This is a genomic window from Enterococcus durans (genome assembly GCF_002277935.1).
In the GTDB taxonomy this organism is placed as follows: Bacteria; Bacillota; Bacilli; order Lactobacillales; family Enterococcaceae; genus Enterococcus_B; species Enterococcus_B durans.
The window spans coordinates 712,953-730,200 of record NZ_CP022930.1 but is presented as its reverse complement, the minus strand read 5'-3'; the positions used below and the strand labels follow the sequence as shown (position 1 = coordinate 730,200).

The 17,248-nt window shown below is 39.7% G+C and carries 18 protein-coding genes, 1 pseudogene and 2 other annotated features (1 of these 21 running past the window's edge); all 19 genes and pseudogenes read left to right on the top strand.

Annotation, left to right across the window (positions count from 1 at the left end; genetic code table 11):
- Positions 1 to 19: a binding site (T-box leader), on the top strand (it extends 209 nt beyond the left edge of the window).
- Positions 20 to 61: 42 nt separating this feature from the next.
- Positions 62 to 292 (top strand) — a binding site (T-box leader).
- Between the two features lie 59 nt (positions 293 to 351).
- The 19 genes and pseudogenes from trpE (at position 352) to CJZ72_RS03455 (ending at position 17,211) form a co-directional block, all read left to right on the top strand.
- On the top strand, positions 352 to 1,716 hold the full coding sequence (gene trpE / locus CJZ72_RS03540) for an anthranilate synthase component I (protein ID WP_081134184.1): 1,365 nt from the start codon (positions 352 to 354) through the stop codon (positions 1,714 to 1,716).
- A complete protein-coding gene (locus tag CJZ72_RS03535) occupies positions 1,713 to 2,255 on the top strand; it encodes an anthranilate synthase component II (protein ID WP_095443631.1) in 543 nt (180 codons plus the stop codon). Before trpE ends, CJZ72_RS03535 begins: the two co-directional genes overlap by 4 nt.
- Positions 2,239 to 3,240 carry an anthranilate phosphoribosyltransferase gene (trpD, locus tag CJZ72_RS03530; protein WP_095443630.1) on the top strand — a complete coding sequence of 334 codons (1,002 nt, stop codon included), beginning with the start codon at positions 2,239 to 2,241 and terminating at the stop codon, positions 3,238 to 3,240. Before CJZ72_RS03535 ends, trpD begins: the two co-directional genes overlap by 17 nt.
- 8 nt (positions 3,241 to 3,248) lie before the next feature.
- A complete protein-coding gene (gene trpC / locus CJZ72_RS03525; protein WP_081134187.1) occupies positions 3,249 to 4,007 on the top strand; it encodes an indole-3-glycerol phosphate synthase TrpC in 759 nt (252 codons plus the stop codon).
- A complete protein-coding gene (locus CJZ72_RS03520; protein ID WP_095443629.1) occupies positions 4,004 to 4,606 on the top strand; it encodes a phosphoribosylanthranilate isomerase in 603 nt (200 codons plus the stop codon). The genes trpC and CJZ72_RS03520 overlap by 4 nt, the downstream gene beginning before the upstream one ends.
- A 75-nt stretch (positions 4,607 to 4,681) precedes the next feature.
- Positions 4,682 to 5,869: a tryptophan synthase subunit beta gene (gene trpB / locus CJZ72_RS03515; protein ID WP_081134189.1), complete on the top strand. Its 1,188-nt coding sequence runs from the start codon at positions 4,682 to 4,684 to the stop codon at positions 5,867 to 5,869.
- Complete coding sequence (gene trpA / locus CJZ72_RS03510; protein ID WP_081134190.1) at positions 5,866 to 6,618, top strand: tryptophan synthase subunit alpha; 753 nt, start codon at positions 5,866 to 5,868, stop codon at positions 6,616 to 6,618. Before trpB ends, trpA begins: the two co-directional genes overlap by 4 nt.
- Positions 6,619 to 6,804: 186 nt before the next feature.
- Positions 6,805 to 6,924, top strand: a pseudogene (locus CJZ72_RS15030) (DUF3788 family protein); the annotation flags it as partial.
- A gap of 146 nt (positions 6,925 to 7,070) precedes the next feature.
- The gene (locus CJZ72_RS03505; protein WP_081134191.1) at positions 7,071 to 7,523 is read left to right on the top strand and encodes a MarR family winged helix-turn-helix transcriptional regulator; all 453 of its coding nucleotides are present in this window, start codon (positions 7,071 to 7,073) and stop codon (positions 7,521 to 7,523) included.
- A gap of 13 nt (positions 7,524 to 7,536) precedes the next feature.
- Positions 7,537 to 8,076: a GNAT family N-acetyltransferase gene (locus CJZ72_RS03500; protein WP_095443628.1), complete on the top strand. Its 540-nt coding sequence runs from the start codon at positions 7,537 to 7,539 to the stop codon at positions 8,074 to 8,076.
- Positions 8,069 to 8,782, top strand: coding sequence for a B3/B4 domain-containing protein (locus tag CJZ72_RS03495; protein ID WP_095443627.1), 714 nt, complete (start codon positions 8,069 to 8,071; stop codon positions 8,780 to 8,782). The genes CJZ72_RS03500 and CJZ72_RS03495 overlap by 8 nt, the downstream gene beginning before the upstream one ends.
- Positions 8,783 to 8,930: 148 nt before the next feature.
- Positions 8,931 to 9,317 carry a VOC family protein gene (locus CJZ72_RS03490; RefSeq protein ID WP_095443626.1) on the top strand — a complete coding sequence of 129 codons (387 nt, stop codon included), beginning with the start codon at positions 8,931 to 8,933 and terminating at the stop codon, positions 9,315 to 9,317.
- Positions 9,304 to 9,561 (top strand): hypothetical protein, encoded by a 258-nt coding sequence (locus CJZ72_RS03485; protein ID WP_005880482.1) that lies wholly within the window; start codon positions 9,304 to 9,306, stop codon positions 9,559 to 9,561. The genes CJZ72_RS03490 and CJZ72_RS03485 overlap by 14 nt, the downstream gene beginning before the upstream one ends.
- Before the next feature lie 220 nt (positions 9,562 to 9,781).
- Complete coding sequence (locus tag CJZ72_RS03480; RefSeq protein ID WP_005880480.1) at positions 9,782 to 11,092, top strand: NCS2 family permease; 1,311 nt, start codon at positions 9,782 to 9,784, stop codon at positions 11,090 to 11,092.
- 465 nt (positions 11,093 to 11,557) lie between these two features.
- Entirely contained in the window at positions 11,558 to 13,186 is a 1,629-nt protein-coding gene (locus tag CJZ72_RS03475) for a glycoside hydrolase family 13 protein (protein ID WP_081134194.1), read from the top strand.
- A gap of 841 nt (positions 13,187 to 14,027) precedes the next feature.
- On the top strand, positions 14,028 to 14,462 hold the full coding sequence (locus tag CJZ72_RS03470) for a MarR family winged helix-turn-helix transcriptional regulator (RefSeq protein ID WP_005880476.1): 435 nt from the start codon (positions 14,028 to 14,030) through the stop codon (positions 14,460 to 14,462).
- 81 nt (positions 14,463 to 14,543) lie between these two features.
- Positions 14,544 to 15,644, top strand: coding sequence for an NADH-dependent flavin oxidoreductase (locus CJZ72_RS03465; RefSeq protein ID WP_095443625.1), 1,101 nt, complete (start codon positions 14,544 to 14,546; stop codon positions 15,642 to 15,644).
- A 19-nt stretch (positions 15,645 to 15,663) separates the two neighbouring features.
- Positions 15,664 to 16,344: a type 1 glutamine amidotransferase domain-containing protein gene (locus CJZ72_RS03460; protein WP_081134196.1), complete on the top strand. Its 681-nt coding sequence runs from the start codon at positions 15,664 to 15,666 to the stop codon at positions 16,342 to 16,344.
- 12 nt (positions 16,345 to 16,356) lie between these two features.
- Positions 16,357 to 17,211, top strand: coding sequence for an aldo/keto reductase (locus CJZ72_RS03455; RefSeq protein ID WP_081134197.1), 855 nt, complete (start codon positions 16,357 to 16,359; stop codon positions 17,209 to 17,211).
- Positions 17,212 to 17,248: the final 37 nt, after the last annotated feature.

Genomic DNA, 17,248 nt, shown 5'->3' with positions numbered 1-17,248 from the left:
TGGATTATCCGCCCTCAAGTTGGACTTTGTCTGACTTGAGGGCTTTTTTGTATTTTAGATAAAAAAATCAATGACAAGAGAAGTAGCTGAGAAAAGAAAAATCACAGAAAATTTCCGATGATGAGAAGGAAGTATTTTTTGCTTAGTGAATGGACTTGTCCGAGCATCCTTGAACCAAAGTAGGGGATGACGGGAACTCCCGTTACAGAGAAAGACCATTGTTAGATGGTCAATAGAGATATGCTTTTTTAGCATATGATTGAGGTGGCACCGTGGTACATCCGCCCTCAAGTTGGACTTCGTCTGACTTGGGGGCTTTTTTGTTTACATAAAAGGAAGGAAGAGAAAAAAATGAGAAAAACGAAGAAAATCAATGGCGATTGTTTAACGCCAATCAATTTGTATTATCGCCTGCGAGATGAAAAAAGTTGTTTATTGGAAAGCATCCCCAGAGAAAAAGAAAATGGCAGATATTCAGTCATTGCATTTGATCCAGCGCATCACGTCAAATATGCAGAAGGAGAGTTTTCGTTTGATGAAACAACATACCGCTGTAAGGACCCGCTGAAAGAACTTGAAAAATACGTGTTGGTTGAAGAAGAACTACATGAAGAGCTCCCATTTCAAGGTGGGGCAATTGGCTATGTAGGCTATGACATTGCGGCGTGTTACGAGGAGATAGGAACGATTCCAGAAGATGAACTGGGCTTACCAGACCTGCAATTTTATCTCTACGAATCATTCGTGATCTATGATCATCAACAGCAAGAAATAACTATCGTTGCGAGCAATAGCTACAGCCATGAAACGGAAGAAGTGTTAGCACAACGATTAGAAACTATCGAGCAAAAAATCAGAACAATGAATGAAGCAGAAGGAAGTGAACTACCTTCGTTGTCCTTACAATTCAAGAGTAATTTTTCACAAGAAAAATTTGAACAGATCGTTACAGAAGCAAAACAAAGAATCAGAGAGGGTGATTTATTCCAAGTGGTTCCTTCACAACGATTAAGCGTAGATTTTACGATTGATCCTTTTGATTACTATCGTCAATTACGAGTGACCAGCCCTTCTTCTTACCTTTATTTTTTACCATTCCCTCAAGCAACGATTATCGGAAGTTCCCCTGAAAGTTTAGTTCGAGTCAAAGGGGAGATCGTGACAACGAACCCGATTGCTGGGACTCGAAAACGTGGAGCAAGTAAAGAGTTGGATGATCAGTTAGCAAAAGAACTGATAAGCGATCCGAAAGAAATCGCAGAACACCAGATGTTAGTCGATCTAGGACGCAATGATCTTGGGAAAGTCGCACAACATGGTTCTGTAACTGTTCCTCTTTTCATGACAGTTGAACGTTACCGCTTTGTCATGCATATCGTTTCACTTGTGCAAGCCCGATTGAAAACTGGATTTTCTGCGATGGATGCGTTGAAAGCAACTTTACCGGCAGGAACGGTCAGCGGGGCACCTAAGATTCGCGCAATGACTCGCATTTACGAGTGGGAGCCAGTGAAACGCTCGATTTATGCAGGCGCAGTTGGCTACTTTTCGCAAGACAACCAAGCGGATTTTGCCATTGCTATTCGCACGATGGTAGTGAAAGGCAAAAAAGCGTACGTGCAAGCAGGTGCGGGGATTGTTTATGATTCTGATCCGACAAGCGAGTATTTTGAAACATTACAAAAAGCGAAAGGGCTATTGGAGGTAAGAAAATGATTTTATTAGTCGATAATTATGATTCTTTTACGTATAACTTGGTTCATTTACTTCCAGATACAGAGATCATCGTCTTACGAAATGACGACCAACGACTGTTGGAAGTCGCTCGCAAAGCAGATGGCATCATTCTTTCACCGGGACCTGGGAAACCAGCAGAAGCAGGTGATCTAGAAAAATTGATCCGATTGTTTTATCAAACGAAACCAATTTTAGGGATATGTCTGGGGCATCAAGCTATTGGTGAAGTATTTGGTGCAAAGATCGTATCTGCACCCACAATCATGCATGGGAAGCAATCGGTGATCAACCACAAGAAAATCATGCGTTATCATTCATTGATTGTGTCAAAAGAACATTTCCCGGAAGTACTGTGTATCACCGCAGAAGTGGATGGCTACATCATGGCAATGAAACATCGGGAATACCCGATATATGGACTGCAATTTCATCCAGAATCTATCGGTACTGAAAATGGGGAAGACTATTTAACGGAATTTTTACAGAAAGCAGGGATTACTGATGCAACAACTATTTGAACGTATCTATCAGCAAAAAGATTTATCACAAGCAGAAATGGAACAATTAGCGACTGCGATGTTTGATCAAGAAGTGACCGCAAACCAGATCAGCGGTGTGTTGATCGGATTGAAGGTAAAAGGGGCAAGTACAGAAGAATTGACAGGCTTGGCTCATGTGATGCAAAAGCGGGCGATTCCAATGGAAAAAGCACCAACTGGGGTAATGGATAATTGTGGTACTGGTGGCGACCATTCACAAAGTTTCAATATCAGTACGACAGCGGCATTTGTTCTTGCAGGTGGGGGAATCCCTATGGCAAAACATGGCAATCGCAGTATCTCGAGCCGCTCTGGAAGTGCAGATGTGTTGGAAGCATTAGGCGTTACCATCACCAACAGCAAAGAACAAATCGATCATCTTTTAAAAAACGTTGGGATTGCTTTTCTCTTTGCCCCTGCAATGCATCCTGCAATGAGAGCAGTCATGAGTGTGCGTAAAGAATTAGCTACACCCACGATCTTTAACTTGATTGGTCCATTGATCAATCCTTATCCATTAGAGTATCAACTGATGGGGACCTATGCAGGAGATTCACTAGCATCAACTGCTGAAACATTAGGAAAGTTAGGGAGAAAACAAGCACTAGTTCTTCATGGCTATCAGGGGATGGACGAAGCCAATTTGGGTGGCAAGACCCATTGTGCTTTTTATCAGTCAGGAAAAGTCAGCGAGTTTTCATTTTCACCAGAAGAAGTGGGCTTGAAGTCACTGCCATTGACTGCCATTACCGGAGGAGATGTTCAAAAAAATAAAGAGATTCTATTATCGGTATTAAAAGGTGAGAGAACACCGTATTACGAAACGGTTCTCCTAAATGCGGGATTAGGTTTTCTAGCAGGTGCTAAAGTTCAGTCAATTAGAAAAGGCATCAAGGAAGCAGAACAAGTGATTCAATCAGGTGCAGCATTTGATACATTACAAAATTTATTAAAAGAACAGTAGGTGAGCGGATGGATTTTTTAGAGAAAATCTTAAAAGAAAAAGCAAATGAAGTGAACAACTTAACGCCGGTCGAAAAACGAGTAGAGAAGCAGCGGCCTTCCTTTTATCAAACGGTAAAAGGAAATCCTAAAAAAGTCCATATCATTGGAGAAATCAAAAGAGCTTCTCCTTCTAAAGGCCTGATCAATGGAACGGTTGATATTTTGCAGCAGGCGAAAACATATGAAAAAGCTGGTGTCAGTGCCATCTCTGTATTGACCGATCCTGTCTTTTTCAATGGAACGATCCATGATTTGACGGCAGTTGCTCAAGTAGTCGATGTACCGGTGTTATGTAAGGATTTCATTATTGATGAACAGCAGATCGTACGAGCAAAACAAGCAGGTGCAAGTCTGATTTTACTGATTGTTGCAGCTTTGCCAAAGGTAAGATTGAAGGAATTGCATGAGTATGCGACTGAGTTAGGCTTAGAAGTCTTAGTGGAAACCCACGACGCCCAAGAATTAGCAACTGTGAAAGAAATCGGCGCTACGATCATTGGGGTCAATAATCGCAACTTAAAGACCTTCCAAGTCAGCTTACAGACCAGTATTGATTTGAGTCAGCCAGAAGGTCGATGTATTTATATCAGTGAGTCTGGCTTTAAAACAGCACAAGATGTTGAGAAAATCAGTCAAAATTATCAAGGGATCTTGGTGGGTGAAACGCTGATGAGAGCAGGAAACGTGGAAGAAAAAGTAAAGGAATTGCAGGTGTCGAGAAGATGACTGAAACCAAGATTTGTGGATTGACGACAAAAACAGCGATCGATACAGCAATTCAATCTGGTGCTTCTTATCTCGGATTTGTTTTCGCAGAGAGTCCAAGAAAAATCACCCCCGAAAACGTTCGTACACTTACACAAGATCTTCCTGAAAAAGTAAAAAAAGTCGGAGTGTTTGTTTCACCTACAAAAGAATTCGTCGAAGAGATTGTTAAGATCGCGCAACTTGATTTCGTCCAGATCCATGGAGAAAAAAAGTTTCAGCAGTTGGATGTTCCAATTATTCGAGCCAAAAGTGTGACTAAAAACGTGTCATTGACAGTAACGACTGGTGAAGATTTTCTTTTATTGGATGCCCCACCTACTAAATATATGGGCGGGAATGGTCAGCGTTTTGATTGGTCAGCTGTCGCAGTACAGCAGTTAGAAAAAGAAAAGTTGTGGTTTGCTGGCGGTTTGACAGCTGAAAATGTGGGAGAAGCCATTGCTTATTTCCATCCGAAAGTAGTGGATGTATCAAGTGGTGTCGAGACAGATGGGAAAAAGGATCTAGCAAAAATCAGCGCATTTTGTGAAGCGGTGAGAATTGCTGATAACAGCTGAAACGTAAAGGATCCGTTGAAAGCAACGCGATAAAAAGGCATGACACAGTCTATCAGTAAAAAAGGAGGAAACAACATGTACCAACAACCGAATGAACAAGGATTTTATGGGGAATTTGGTGGACAATTCGTCCCAGAAACCTTGATGTACGCAGTCAAAGAATTGACAGAAACTTATGAAGAAACAAAAACAGATGAGGAATTCCAGAAAGAATTTGCCTACTATTTAAAGCAATATGTAGGACGTGAGAATCCACTTTATTTTGCACAACGATTAACAGAACATCTTGGTGGTGCGAAGATCTATTTAAAACGGGAAGACTTGAATCATACAGGAGCCCATAAAATCAACAATGCATTAGGACAAGTACTGTTAGCCAAACGAATGGGTAAAAAGAAAGTTGTAGCAGAAACAGGAGCAGGGCAACATGGAGTCGCTACGGCTACTGCGGCTGCTTTGTTCGGGATGGAATGTACGATCTTTATGGGAGAAATAGATGTCAAACGCCAAGAACTGAATGTCTTTCGGATGGAGTTATTAGGTGCGAAGGTAGTCAGTGTGACTTCTGGCAGCAAGACACTCAAAGATGCAGTCAACGAGGCATTACGCTATTGGGTCGAACATGTAGAAGATACACATTACGTCATGGGATCAGTCTTAGGCCCGCACCCGTTCCCTGAAATTGTGCGGGATTACCAAAGCGTGATTGGAACTGAAGCACGCCGCCAGATTCTAGAAGCAGAAGGCCGGTTACCAGATGTGGCGATCGCATGTGTTGGTGGGGGAAGCAATTCAATGGGATTGTTTTATCCTTTCCTCAATGATCCAGTTCGATTGATTGGTGTTGAAGCTTCAGGGCATGGCTTGGATACCAATGAACATGCTGCATCGATCAATAAAGGAAGTGTTGGCGTGCTGCATGGAGCGAAGATGCACTTGCTTCAAGATGATGATGGACAAGTTATTGAAGCATTTTCTATTTCGGCAGGCCTGGATTACCCGGGGATCGGACCAGAACATTCCTATTTATATACTAGTGGCCGTGCAGAATATGCAGCGATCACCGATCGTGAAGCTGTCGAAGCGTTCCATCTTTTATCTGAAAAAGAGGGGATCATTCCAGCATTAGAAAGTTCCCATGCGTTAGCTCATGTCATGAAATTAGCACCAACTATGGCTAAAGATGAATTGATCGTCGTTTGCTTATCGGGTCGTGGGGACAAAGATGTGCAACAAATCAAAGAAATGGAGGAACAAGCATGAAACCTTTAACCCTTTATTTGGAAAATCAAACAACAAAACCTTTATTCATTCCTTATATCATGGCTGGTGCACAGGGCCTAGAACATCTACCAGAAGAAATCGAGATGTTAGCAAAAAGCGGAGCAACTGCAATTGAGTTAGGGATTCCTTTTTCCGATCCAGTAGCAGATGGTCCCATTATTCAAGAAGCTGGTTTGAATGCCTTCAAACATCAGGTGACACTAAAGAAAATCATTGCAGTATTACAAGATTATCACTCACCAGTCCCATTGATTTTAATGGGATATAGTAATTCATTCTTTCATTACGGTGTGAAGCAACTTGTAGATGATTTAAAAGATTGTCATGTCCAAGGGGTCATTATCCCGGATCTCCCTTATGAGCACCGTGACTTGGTTTTGCCTGATCTAGGCGACATTGCACTGATCCAATTGGTTTCTTTGACTAGTCCGAGTGAACGAATCGACACCTTAGTAAAAGAAGCAGAAGGCTTTATCTATGCGGTAACGATCAACGGAACAACTGGAGTCAATAAAACCTATCAGCAAAATCTGACAGAGCATCTAAAAGAAATCAAAGAAAAAAGTGCGATTCCTGTTTTAGCAGGTTTTGGCATTTCAAAAGCAGAACATGTCCGGCGATTTGCGCAGTGTTGCGATGGAGTAGTAGTAGGATCTAAGATTGTCCATTCCTTACAAGTAGATGGATTGACCAAAACACAAGAATTGATTGGGGAACTCTTGCGTTAAAAAAGTAATATTCACAATAGTTGGGGCTATTGAGGAAGCAACTCGGTAAATAATCAAAAAGACGTGCAGATATAATGAAAGTGAAGGAAAGAGGTCGAGACAAAAGTGTTTCTTACTTTTGTCCCCGCCTCTTTTTTTGAAATTTCCGAAAGACCTGACTTTTGGATGCCGTTTATTTGAGAGAGGCTGGGACAGAAGTGTTTAACTCCGAGAAATAAGAAAAAATGAACGAAAATTGCTTTTCAAATTTTTGTGAATTTCGGCTTATTTCCGAAGGAGTTGCTTCTGCTCCCGCCGTTTACTCGAGAGTCTCTAGCAAACCTGATTTTTAGATTTGTTCCACATGCTCTTTCCACATAATCAGGACTGAACGGTCTTTTTTGGTTAAAAATTGTTGCATTTGCAACTAAATAGTGTAAAATAAGACTAACATTTAACCAAAGGAGGACAAGATGGACGACATCATTAGAGAAATCGGGATGATTTCTCGAGCCTTAGATTCGATCAGCAATATTGAATTCAAAGAAATCGAATTAACAAGAGGTCAATACCTTTATTTGGTACGTATTTGTGAACATCCTGGAATCATCCAAGAAAAACTAGCAGAAATGATCAAAGTCGATCGCACGACGACGGCACGAGCAATCAAACGGTTAGAAGAAAAAGGGATGGTCCAAAGTGCGGCGGATCAGACAAATAAAAAAATCAAGAAACTCTATCCGACAGACAAAGGTAAAAAAATCTATCCATTTATCATCCGGGAACACCATTATTCCAATCAGGTAGCACTCAAAGGATTGACATCAGAAGAAGTTGAACAATTGCAAAGGATGTTAAAAAAAGTTCGACAAAATGTGAGTGAGGATTGGAATTTTGTAAAAAAGGGCAACAAAAGAATTTATTGAAAGGAACAGGCAAGTGGAAAAAATCGAAATCAAGAAAATGACCGTTTCAGATGCGGAACTTCTTCAAACAATCAGTATTGAAACCTATCGAGATACGTTTGGCGCATATAACAGTGAGGAACTGATGCGGATTTATTTAGATGAAGCATATGAGATCAATAAATTGATGAAAGAACTGCAAAATGAACAATCAGAATTTTACTGGGCAATGGTCGATGGCGAGATCGCAGGTTATTTGAAACTGAATGTTGACCAAGCACAATCAGAAAAAATGGGGGATCATTTTTTAGAAATTGAGCGGATCTATGTACGCAGTGCATTTAAAGCAAATGGAATCGGCTCAACACTTATGGCATTTGCTATCCAACGAGCGCAAGAACAACAAAAAGAAGCAATTTGGTTAGGCGTATGGGAACACAATCAACCAGCACTGCGCTTTTACAAGAAACATGGTTTTTCGCATCATAGCGAACATATTTTTTATATGGGTGATGACGCTCAAACAGATTATATTTTTGTCAAAAAAATCAATGGAGGAGAAATGAATGAATAAAGTAATTGTAGACTCAACTTTTTGGGAAGTTTTCCCGGAAGCAACGATCGAAGTCTTAACTGTTGAAGGTATCGATAATCATGTCCAAGAAGACCAAGAAGAAACCTATCATCATTTATTGAATCAGGCAGCGAAAAAAGCAAGAGCGTATCTAACAGAAGAACCCTTTAGTCAAAATGAAGTGATTGCACAATGGCGCCAAGCTTTTGCGCAATTCAAAACGAAAAAAGGGGCACGCTCTTCTATTGAAGCGTTATTGAAAAGGGCCAATCAAGAACGTGAATTTTACCCAATCAATCCTTTGGTAGATATTTACAATAGCATCTCATTAAAATATGGTGTGCCATGTGGTGGGGAAGATATTGCGAAAATCCAAGGAGATCTGCATTTAGGAAAGGCAAAAGGTGGAGAAAACTTCTTACCTCTAGGAGCAGACAAAGATGCGCCAGCGTTGCCAGAAGAAATCATCTACTATGATGAAGAAGGTGCTATCTGCCGTTGTTTCAATTGGCGAGAAGCACAGCGGACAATGCTTACCGAAGAAACTGCGCATGCTGTTTTGGTCATCGAATCAATCAATCCAGAACAAGCAAAACGAGGGAATGAAGCAATCCTTGAATTAAAGAAAATGATCGATCAAACATTCCATGTGACAAGCAATCATTACACTTTAACAAAAAATCAAACAGAAGTAACAATAAATTAAAAAAATAAGCCTCACCGATAAGAACTCTCTACCATGTGCTGGAAAGTGTTCTCGCATTGGTAGAGTTTTTTTTAGTAGAATCCGCTTTCGTGATATAATAGAAGTAATTAGTTTCCCTATGCAAAAGGAAATAAAAGGAGGATATAAAATGATCGGTAAAACTCGTGTGATGCTCTATGCAGAAGATGTTGAAAAAATCAGTCAGTTTTTTGTCGAAAAACTAGGAGCGACAGTCAGCGAAACAGTTGAATTACCAGAAGAGTTCCACAGTGTGATAGTAGCCATCTCTTCTGAATTTGAACTAGGTATTTTCCCTAAAGTTTTTGTGCAACGCTTTTCACCAGAAGTATTAGGTACGCCTCCATCAATACTATTTTTTACCGATCGATTTGAGGAAATCTATGAACAAATGGAAAATCCTGGTGAAATCACGGATAATAACGGCGTTTTGACATTTAATTTTTCTGATCCGGAAGGAAACTATTTTGTGATTGGCCAGATGGAAAGAAAGGAAGAAGAAAATGAGTCTAACTGAAAAAATGGAAGTGTACTTAAAAGAGCGACGGGGAGAAAAAAGTGAAAAGTTAAGGAAGAAAAACAGCGAATCTGGCAAAGATCATACAAAAGGCTGGGGCAAGATGGTCGATACTGGCTTTGGTGGATTGAATTCAATGAACCATGCGCATGATACGGTAACAAGTTGGCAACATGAAATTGACAATAAGGCGTTTATTGCAGAAGAACAGCGACGAATAGCTCGCGAAAACACGAAAAAATAAGAGCATACGACAAGAATTTAAGTTTTGAATAAAAAGCTAATGTTCACGCTAAAAGTCTTAATGGTAAAAATAAAGAATTAATGTTCGGATTTTGCTTAAAATCCGAATTTTTTATTTACTTATGTTATTATTTAGTATATGATTAACCTCGTTGTTTTATTAATAAAACTAATTTTTAAAGGACTTTTTTATAAATGTTCGGCTTTTAGGGGGATGGAAGATGAAGGAAAAAATACTTTCCTACTTCGAGATTGAAAAACTAGGTACAACAGTTAAAAGAGAGGTACTTGCTGGTTTCACGACGTTTATTTCAATGGCGTATATTTTGTTTGTGAATCCAACTGTTTTAGGTGCCTCTGGTATGGATGAGGGAGCAGTATTTACTGCTACTGCTTTGGCAAGTGCAATCGGCTGTATTTTGATGGGTGTTTTAGCACGTTACCCAATTGGAACGGCGCCAGCTTTAGGTATCAATGCCTTTTTTGCTTATTCTGTTTGTTTAGGAATGGGTATTCCTTGGGAAACAGCGTTAGCAGGAGTTTTCGTTGCTTCATTGATCTTTATTTTGATCACGATCTTTAAATTGCGTGAAATGATCATCGATGCAATACCTGCAGACTTGAAATATGCTATTTCAGGTGGGATTGGTTTGTTTATTGCTTTTCTTGGTTTAAGTGAAGGTGGCATCATCGTTTCGAATAAATCGACTTTAGTTGGATTAGGTTCCTTAAGTGTAGGAACGACATGGCTTACTATCTTTGGACTAGCGATCACAGCGATTTTACTTGTTCGTCGTGTTCCTGGAGGTATTTTTATTGGGATGGCAGCAACGACAATTTTAGGCTTGATCACTGGATTGATTCCAATGCCGTCTCAAATTGTTTCAGCTGCACCAAGTTTGAAACCAACATTCTTGGTTGCCCTAAAACATGTAGGGGATATCAATTCTCTACAAATGTGGGTGGTTGTGTTAACTTTCTTATTGGTCACTTTCTTTGATACGGCAGGTACATTAGTTGGCCTCGCCAATCAAGCTGGTTTCATGAAAGACAATAAAATGCCACGTGTTGGAAAAGCATTAGCTTCTGACTCAACAGCAATGCTTGCTGGTTCTTTATTAGGAACATCACCAGTTGGGGCATTTGTTGAATCATCAGCAGGAATCGCAGTCGGTGGTCGCTCAGGGATCACAGCTGTGACAACAGGGATCTTCTTCTTGTTAGGATTGTTCTTCTCACCACTATTATCTGTCGTTACTTCTCAAGTGACAGCACCAGCGTTGATCATGGTTGGTGTCTTAATGGCACAATCATTACGACAAATCGAATGGGGCAAATTAGAGATCGCTATTCCTTCATTCTTGATTTTGATTGGTATGCCGTTGACTTATAGTATCTCAGACGGGATCGCATTAGGATTCATTTTCTATCCAATCACAATGCTTGCTGCAAAACGCGGAAAAGAAGTTTCACCAATCATGTACCTATTATTCTTCGTCTTCATCGGTTTTATGTGGATATTGAACGTGTAATAAAGAGTATAGAAAAAAATTGGAACAGAGGTATTACGACGATGTTGCTTTCTGAACCATTCATGTTTGAAAAGGCTGAGATAAAAGTGTTTCTTACTTTTGTCTCACGCTTTTTTTTGAAATTTCCGAAAAAACTGACTTTTGTACGCCGTTTATTCGCGAGTCTGTAGCAAGCCTGATTTTTAGATTTGCCCCACGCTTTTTTTACAGTCCGTCAACTAATCGATAGCTATTCTTTCACGGAAACTATGGATCAGTAAAAAACTTCTTGTCTTTTTCTATAAGAGAGGTTGATCAAAAAAAACTTGTTATCGGTAACAAGCAATGACCGTTCAAAAAGAAATCGCGTACCAGCAACATTTAATTGAGTTTAGCAAAAAAGCGAAGAAAATCGGTATTTACTCCCTTTTATGAAAGCGTTACAATTCTTGGGAGAAGGACATTTTTTTGATAGTGGAGGAAAATATGGAGAAAAAATGGTGGCATCAATCAGTTGTTTATCAGGTCTATCCGCGTAGTTTCCAAGATACGAATGGTGATGGGATCGGTGATTTACAAGGCGTGATTTCAAGATTAGATTATTTGAGTTATTTGGGCATCGATACGATCTGGCTCTCCCCGGTTTACGAATCACCTAATGATGATAACGGATATGATATTAGTGATTACCAAGCAATCATGGCAGAGTTCGGAACAATGGCTGATATGGAACAATTAATCAGTGAGGCAAAAAAACGGGGAATCAAGATCATTATGGATCTAGTTGTTAACCATACTTCAGATGAGCATATCTGGTTTGTCGAAGCACGGAAAAATAAAGACAATCCTTATAGAGACTATTACATTTGGAGAGATCCATTAAACGGTGATGTTCCTAACCAATTGCGTTCGATATTCAGTGGGTCTGCTTGGCAGTTGGATGAAGCAACTGGTCAGTATTATTTACACCTTTATAGTAAAAAACAACCTGATCTAAATTGGGAGAATGAAAAAGTACGGCAAGAGATCCATCAAATGATGAATTTTTGGATCGGCAAAGGCATTGGTGGTTTTCGCATGGACGTAATCGATACGATCGGTAAACTACCTGATCAGGGGATAACCAATAATGGGCCTAAGCTACATGAGTATCTGCAAGAAATGAATCAGGCAACGTTTGGCGATAAAGATTTGATGACAGTAGGCGAAACATGGGGAGCAACAACGGAGATTGCCAAGTTATACTCTGATCCTAAACGCAATGAACTGTCGATGATCTTCCAATTTGAACATGTCGGGTTGGACCAGCAAAAAGGAAAAGATAAATGGGATCTTCAACCGTTAAGTATCTCTGAATTAAAAAACGTACTCTCTAAATGGCAAACCTCTTTAGGAGAAGAAGGTTGGAATAGTCTGTTTTGGAACAACCACGATCTGCCGCGAATCATTTCTCGGTGGGGGAATGATCAAGAATACCGTGAAGAAAGCGGAAAAATGTTTGCCATTCTACTGCATATGATGAAGGGGACCCCGTATATTTATCAGGGGGAAGAAATCGGGATGACGAATTATCCCATCAGTGACATCAGTGAAGTAGAAGATATCGAAAGTATCAATATGTATCATGAACGCCTAGCAGCAGGTTATTCAAAAGAAGAGATCCTACGTTCTGTCAATGCGAAAGGACGCGATAATGCACGTACACCGATGCAGTGGGACAATAGCGAAAATGCTGGTTTTACAACTGGGACACCTTGGTTGCACGTCAACCCGAATCATCAAGAAATCAATGTAGAAAATGCGTTGAAAAATAAAGAGTCTATTTTCTATACGTATAAAAAATTGATTGATTTACGCAAGAAGAATGACAGTATCGTCTGGGGTGAGTACCAATTAGTACACGATACGACAGAAGAAGTATTTGCCTATCTTCGTTTGGCTGCTAACGAGAAGTGGCTAGTCGTAGGCAATATATCAGACAAAACACAAAAATTTACAGTGCCTAACGGTGATTTCTCGTTAGTAGTCACAAATTACCCACAAGAAACTGTTCCTAAAGGCGAAATAGTATTACGTCCCTATGAAGCTTTTGTCTTACATGCGGATAATAAATAAGCTTACCCGTTCAACTTTTTGAGAGAACAAGTAGTAGCTGGGTATTTTGCATCTGTTTACTTGTATTTCTAATGATAACTAGCTAACTGAAAATCAATAAATAGCTGGGATTTACCTATGTATTAGGTGTGTTCCAGCTTTTTTGGTCTAATGCTTAGAGCAAAATGAAGCTTACACAACTTTATCCACGGTGTTCAAAGACCAACTCCTTGAAATAAGTCTGGATTTTTCAAAACATGAGAAGCTGTTTCGAAAAATCCATTCTTATTGTCAGTGGAGCTGAACGGTCTTTTCACAACCTTTATTCACGGTGTTCAAAGGCTTGCATCTTCAACAATAAGCCTAAACAGATGAAAAACATGAGAAGCTGTTTTTCTCTGTTCATTCTTATTGCTTGATGCAGACCAGCCTTTTTACAACCTTATTCACGGTGTTCAAGAAGCAACTCCTCAGCAATAAGTTCTAGATTTCCAAAATATGAGAAGCTATTTTAGAAATCTAGTTCTTATTTGCTCGGAGCTAGACGCTTCTTTCACAACCTTATCTACGGTGTTCAAAGACCAACTCCTTGAAATAAGCCTGAATTTTTCAAAACATGGAGAGCTGTTTCGAAAAATCCATTCTTATTGTCAGTGGAGCTGAACGGTCTTTTCACAACCTTTATCCACGGTGTTCAAAGGCTTGCATCTTCAACAATAAGCCTAAACAGATGAAAAACATGAGAAGCTGTTTTTCTCTGTTCATTCTTATTGCCAGCGGAGCTGAACGGTCTTTTCACAACCTTTTGACAAATAACTTAAATCATACTATGATATGTACGCTGATATTAGGGGGAGAAAGAATGGGAAAACCAATCGAACAAGCATTAAATGAATGTCTGTTTTTTAGTGTGAAAAAATTAGATCGTATGTTGAACAAAATGGCGGATGAGGCGTTCAAAAAGACTGGTCTAGCACCGACATATGGATTCATCTTGTTGATTTTGAAAGAAAAAGATGGACTGCCACAAAAGGATATTGCACAAATGCTCTATTCTGCGCCGTCTACGATTGCTCGCTTTGTTGAAAAATTAGAATATAAAGGGTATATCAAAACAGTGAGCGACGGACGCTTGTCTCTTGTTTATTTGACGGATGAAGGTCGGGAATTCATCAAAGAAATCGACAGTAGCTGGGAAGAACTACATCAGGCATACAATGCTGTGTTAGGTACAGAAGTAAGTGGTCAGTTATCACAAGATTTAAATGCTGCTACAGATAAACTACAAAAAAAATAAAAAATTTTTTACGCATAATAATTGTATGCACAACTAATTATGTGCTTTAATAAATAGAGACATTGTAATGGAGGAATCAATATGACAAATTTTAATGAAACAATGACATTCCCTTCTGGTGCGACACTTAAAAATCGTTTGATGTTGGCACCAATGACTACACAACTAAGCTTTTACAATGGTGTGATCACAGAAGATGAAATCAAGTATTATGCTGAACGTTCAAATGGATTAGGAGCAGTGATCACTGGTGCAGCGAATGTCCAAGATCTAGGAAAAGGCTGGCCTGGAGAATTAAGTATTGCCCATGATGAAATGATTCCTCGTTTGAGTGAGTTAGCGCAAGCAATCCAAGCAAAGGGTGCTAAAGCAATCATCCAAATTTTCCATGGCGGTCGGATGACGAAGCGTGCGACTTTGTCTGGTGAACAAATCGTTTCAGCAAGTGCGATTCCTGCAGAAAGACCTGATGCGGAAACACCACGTGCTTTGAGTGAAGATGAAATCAAGGAAACCATCATCGCTTTCGGTGAAGCAACTAGAAGAGCGATTGAAGCAGGATTTGATGGAGTTGAATTGCACGGAGCGAATACTTATTTGATCCAACAATTTTTTTCTCCACATTCTAACCGTCGTGAAGATCAATGGGGCGGAAGTTTAGAGAATCGCTATCATTTTATTGATGAATTACTTAAAAGTGTATTCCAAGCAGTCGAAAAATATGCGAAGAAACCATTCATCGTGGGTTACCGTTTTTCACCGGAAGAATTTGAAACACCTGGTATCCGTTTGGAAGATACGATCTGGTTGTTGGAACGTTTACGTGAAACAAAACTAGATTATCTCCATGTTTCATTAAATACCTATGATCGAGTCGCTCATTCTGAAAAATATGCAGATAAAACGATTCTTGAATACGTCCATGAAACATTACAAGGAAAAATTCCTTTAGTTGGAGTGGGTAGTGTTCGTAATCGTCAAGATGTGGAAACGGTTCTAGAAAACGCTGAATTGGTCGCAATTGGCCAACAAATGATCGTTGATCCAGATCGGGCAGTAAAAATGGTGGAAGAACGTGATGCTGAGTTTGTGACGAAGCCGTTTGAAGAAGCATATCAAGAGCTTTATCTACCCAGTCCATTGTATAATTTCTTGAATATGCGTTATCAACCATCTAAATAGATAGGAAGAAGGAATAACAATGAAAGTACTGATTGTTTTAACGAATACTGAAAAATATTCAGGAATCGATCGTCCAACTGGTTTGTGGTTAAGCGAATTGACTCATTTCTATGATGTGTTAGTCAAAAATAATATCTCAGCTGATTTTGTTAGTCCTAATGGTGGCTATGTCCCCGTTGAACCACAAAGTATCTCAAATATGGATGCAATCGATTGGACCTATTATCAAGATGAAGATTTTCGTAATCGTGCTTTGGGAAAAACACTTCGTCCAACTGAAATAAATGTGGATGATTATTCTGCAATTTATTATGCAGGTGGACACGGTACAATGTGGGATTTCCCAGGTTCAGTTGATTTAGGGAAGATTGGTTCGGCTATTTATCAAAATAACGGGATCGTTTCTGCAGTTTGCCATGGTGTAGTTGGCTTATTACCGATCACAGATGCTGAAGGTCAAACTATCTTAGCAGGACGGACTGTGACAGGGTTTAGTAATGAAGAAGAAGCGGCAAATGGTACAACAACGGAAGTTCCATTTTTAACTGAAGATGCCTTAAAAGAAAAAGGTGCAAACTACCAAGCTGGAGCAGCTTTTACAGATGTTGTTCATGTGGATGGTCGCTTATTGACAGGGCAAAATCCGCAATCTGCTCATAGTTTAGGTATTAAAGTCGTTGAAGCACTGACAAGTAGATAGAGAGGTTTATTGATGGAATATAAAACATTAAACAATGGCTTAATCATTCCAATCTTAGGATTTGGTGTCTATCAAATCTGGGATCAAGAGGAATGTGAAAAAGCAGTTCTTGAAGCACTGAAAATAGGCTATCGGTTAATTGATACAGCTGCTGTTTACTATAATGAAGAAGCAGTTGGTCGGGCAATCAAGAAAAGTGGGATTCCTCGAGAAGAAATCATCTTGACTTCTAAGTTGTGGGTGACGGATGCAACTTATGAGGGAGCATACAAAGCATATGAGCGTTCCTTGGAAAAATTAGATGTCGACTATCTAGACATTTTTTTGATCCATCAACCGTATAACGATTATTATAGTGCTTGGCGTGCGATGGAAGAACTGTATGAAGCGAAGAAAGTCAAAGCAATCGGAGTCTCCAATTTTTCTACAGGACGATTGACTGACTTGATTTTAAACAATCAGGTGAAACCAGTCATCAATCAAATCGAACAGCACCCGTATAAACAGAGACAGTTGCAAAGAGAAACAGCACAGCATTTTGATGTTGCAGTGGAAGCTTGGAGTCCGTTCAATCAAGGAAAAGAAGGAATCTTTGAAGACGAATTGTTGCTGCAATTCGCACACAAATATCAAAAAAGTGTGCCTCAAATCATTTTGAGATGGCAAACACAAATTGGTGTGATCACGATTCCAAAATCAGTTCATCCAGAACGGATGGAAGAGAATTTTACGATTTTTGATTTTCGATTGACGGAAGAGGAAATTGCAGCGATTACTCGGCTAGATAAGGCACCACAGTCAACTGGACCACGAGAACATCGTGAATTAGTTGAAAATCTGCATCAAATCGATCCAAACAAGCAGTAAAATATCCACCAATAAAAACAAACGAAATTAAAGCGAG